The following is a 3,319-nucleotide window of genomic DNA, read 5'->3' on the forward strand; positions in this document are numbered from 1 at the left end:
CCCGGCCGACCTGCTCAAGGTCTACGACCGGGTCGCCACGCAGACCGGCAGCACCGGCGCCGCCGAGCTGAAGGCCCGTCGCTGCCAGGGCTGCCGGATCGAGTTCTACGGGACCGAGCTGGCCTCCTACCGCAACGCCGACCCGCACACCGTGCTGCGCTGCGAGAACTGCAACCGGGTCCTGGTGCGCACCGCCGAGTCCGGGCTGTGAGGCGTCCGAAGACGAAGGTGTCGGGAGCATCGCAGGGAGCGCCAGCGACCGAGGAGCGGACCGAGACCGGAGTCGAGCAGTGAGGCGGCTCATCGTCGAGGCCGACGGCGGGTCGCGGGGCAACCCCGGGCCCGCCGGGTACGGCGCGCTGGTGAAGGACGCCGAGACCGGCCGGCTGCTCGCCGAGCGGGCCGAGTCCGTCGGCCGGGCCACCAACAACGTCGCCGAGTACGGCGGTCTCGTCGCCGGGCTGCAGGCCGCCCTCGACCTCGACCCCAGCTCGAGCGTCGAGGTGCGGATGGACTCCAAGCTCGTCGTGGAGCAGATGTCCGGCCGCTGGCAGATCAAGCACCCGGACATGAAGAAGCTCGCCCTGCAGGCCCGGGACATCGCCCGGCAGCTCGGCTCGGTGCGCTACACCTGGATCCCCCGGGCGCAGAACAGCGCCGCCGACGCGCTGGCCAACAGCGCGATGGACGGCAATCCGGTGCGCCGCGACCTGGCCACCGAACCCGTGGTGGTCGAGGACGACACCCAGCCGACCACGGAGCCCGCCCCCGTCGTCGTGACCGTGACCCACCTGCTGCGGCACGGGCGCACCGAGCACACCCCGGAGCGTCGGTTCAGTGGCAGCAGCGACCTGCCGCTGTCCGAGCTCGGGCGCGCGGACGCCGAGGCCGCGGCCCGGCACCTGGCCGGGCGGGGCATCGACGTGATCGTCAGCTCCCCGCTGCAGCGCACCCGGCAGACCGCCGAGGCGGCCGCGCAGGTGCTCGGCGTCCCGGTCGAGGTCGACACCGACCTGCGCGAGCTGGACTTCGGCGCCTGGGAGGGGCTCACCGCGGCGGAGGCCCAGGCGAAGAGCCCGCTGGCGTTCCGGCGCTGGTCGGGGGCGACCGACGTCCGTCCGCCCGGCGGGGAGTCGGTGGCCGACGTCGCCACCCGCGTGGCCCGGGCCCGCGGCCGCATCCTGGACCGGCACGCCGGGGAGACCGTGCTGCTGGTCAGCCACATGATGCCGATCAAGCTGCTCTTGGCCGCCGGGCTCGGCGTGGGCGAGGACGTCGTGCACCGGGTGTTCCTGGAGGCCGCGTCGCTGTCGACGGTCACCTGGTCCTCCGACGGCCGCACCTCGGTGCGGCTGGTCAACGACACCTCCCACCTCGGCTGACCGCCCGGGGAAGCCGGGGGCGTCCCCGGCTGTTGGACCAAGGAGTACCGAAGCCCGGCCTGCTGAGGAGTTCTGTGACCGCGACCGTCGCCGCCGATGACCGCACCATGTCCGCCACCGAGTACGAGACGTGGGCGGCGGAGATCCGCCGGCTGGCCGACGAGCGCGGCGCCGTCGTCCTGGCGCACAACTACCAGGTGCCCGAGATCCAGGACGTCGCCCACTTCACCGGCGACTCGCTGTACCTCTCCCGGGTCGCCGCCGAGACCGACGCCCGCGAGATCGTCTTCTGCGGCGTCCACTTCATGGCCGAGACGGCGAAGATCCTGTCGCCGGACAAGACCGTGCTGCTGCCCGACCACGCCGCCGGCTGCTCACTCGCCGACAGCATCACCGCCGAGCAGTTGCGCGAGTGGAAGGCCGATCACCCCGGCGCCGTCGTGGTCAGCTACGTCAACACCACGGCCGCGGTGAAGGCCGAGACCGACATCTGCTGCACGTCGTCCAACGCCGCCGACGTCGTGCGCTCGATCCCGGCGGACCAGGAGATCCTGTTCTGCCCGGACCAGTTCCTCGGCGCCCACGTCAAGCGGGTCACCGGCCGGGAGAACATCTCGATCTGGGCGGGGGAGTGCCACGTGCACGCCGGGATCAGCCCGGCCGACGTCCGGTCGCAGATCGCCGCGCACCCCGACGCGGAGATCCTGGTGCACCCCGAGTGCGGGTGCACGACCTCGGTGCTGGACCTGGTCAGCCACGGCGACCTGCCGGCCGACCGCACCCGGGTGCTGTCGACCGGGGGCATGGCCGACGCTGCCGCCGCGACCACGGCGGGCCAGGTGCTGGTGGCCACGGAGATCGGCATCCTGCACCAACTGCGCGCGCTGAACTCGAAGACCGAGTTCATCCCGATGAACGCCCGGGCGGCCTGCCGCTACATGAAGATGATCACCCCGGCCAAGCTGCTGCACACGTTGCGCACCGGCGAGGGCGCGATCGACGTCGACCCGGACACCGCCGCCCGCGCCCGCCGCGCGGTCGAGGCGATGATCGCGATTGGCGAGCCCGGCCGCGGCGGCGAGTGAGCCCCACCCGCAGTTGATCATCGGCGAACGGTGGCCCGCCTCGGCGTGTCGAGCAGCCGTTCGCCGATGATCGACAGGGGCCCGGTGCTCAGCCGCGGAGGAACAGGTAGATCGACACGGCGATGCCGAACACCACGATGAGCACGCGCAGCGGGGTGGTCGGGATGCGGGTCGCCACCTTCGCCCCGAGGAACCCGCCGAGCAGGGCGGCCGGTGCGCAGACGGCGACGTAGGCCCACTCCACCGGGCCCCAGATGCCGAACACGACGACGGTGACCGACGCGGTGACCAGCGAGATCGCGCTCTTCATCGCGTTGGCCAGCTTGAGCCGACCCAGCCCCAGCCCGAGGACGCCGACCAGGATCACGCCCAGCGCACCGCCGAAGTAGCCGCCGTAGACGGTGGCCAGGAACAGCGCCACGTACAGCCAGGCCGGGTCGGCGTGGGCGACGCCGTCCTCCTGCTTCTTGAGCCGCTTGGTGATCATCGTCTGGAAGGCCAGCAGGATGCTGGCGAGGAACACCAGCAGCGGGACGACGGTGTCGAAGGCCTCGGACGGCGTGGTCAGCAGCAACACCGACCCGGTCGTGCCGCCCAGCACCGCGACCACCGAGAACCGGATCATCCGGGCCCGCTGGCCGCCGTACTCCTTGCGGAAGCCGAGCACCCCGCCGATGTACCCGGGCCACTGGGCCACCGAGTTGGTGACGTTGGCCGCGACCGTCCCCAGCCCCAGGCCGACCAGCACGGGGAAGAGGATCAGCGACCCGCCGCCGGCGATCGAGTTGATGCCGCCGGCCAGGAGGGCGACCCCTGCGGCGATGAGCAGGTCGACAGGGGACACGGCCGCGG

Annotated in this window: 4 protein-coding genes; 3 read left to right on the top strand and 1 reads right to left on the bottom strand. The window is 72.5% G+C overall.

Annotation, left to right across the window (positions count from 1 at the left end; translation table 11 throughout):
- The 3 genes from G5C62_RS26240 to nadA form a co-directional block, all read left to right on the top strand.
- Positions 1-211: C4-type zinc ribbon domain-containing protein (locus G5C62_RS26240; RefSeq protein ID WP_346774141.1), on the top strand; the 211-nt coding region annotated here is incomplete at its 5' end.
- 79 nt (positions 212-290) lie between these two features.
- Positions 291-1,382, top strand: a complete 1,092-nt coding sequence (locus G5C62_RS26245; RefSeq protein ID WP_036334775.1) for a bifunctional RNase H/acid phosphatase — start codon at positions 291-293, stop codon at positions 1,380-1,382.
- Positions 1,383-1,456: 74 nt separating this feature from the next.
- Positions 1,457-2,467 (top strand): quinolinate synthase NadA, encoded by a 1,011-nt coding sequence (gene nadA / locus G5C62_RS26250; RefSeq protein ID WP_081975258.1) that lies wholly within the window; start codon positions 1,457-1,459, stop codon positions 2,465-2,467.
- A gap of 88 nt (positions 2,468-2,555) precedes the next feature.
- On the opposite strand, the gene G5C62_RS26255 is transcribed toward nadA, so the two are convergent.
- Positions 2,556-3,319, bottom strand: a 764-nt coding sequence (locus G5C62_RS26255) for a sulfite exporter TauE/SafE family protein (RefSeq protein WP_241176152.1), incomplete at its 5' end; no start/stop codon positions are given.

Source organism: Modestobacter sp. KNN46-3, from assembly GCF_011039295.1.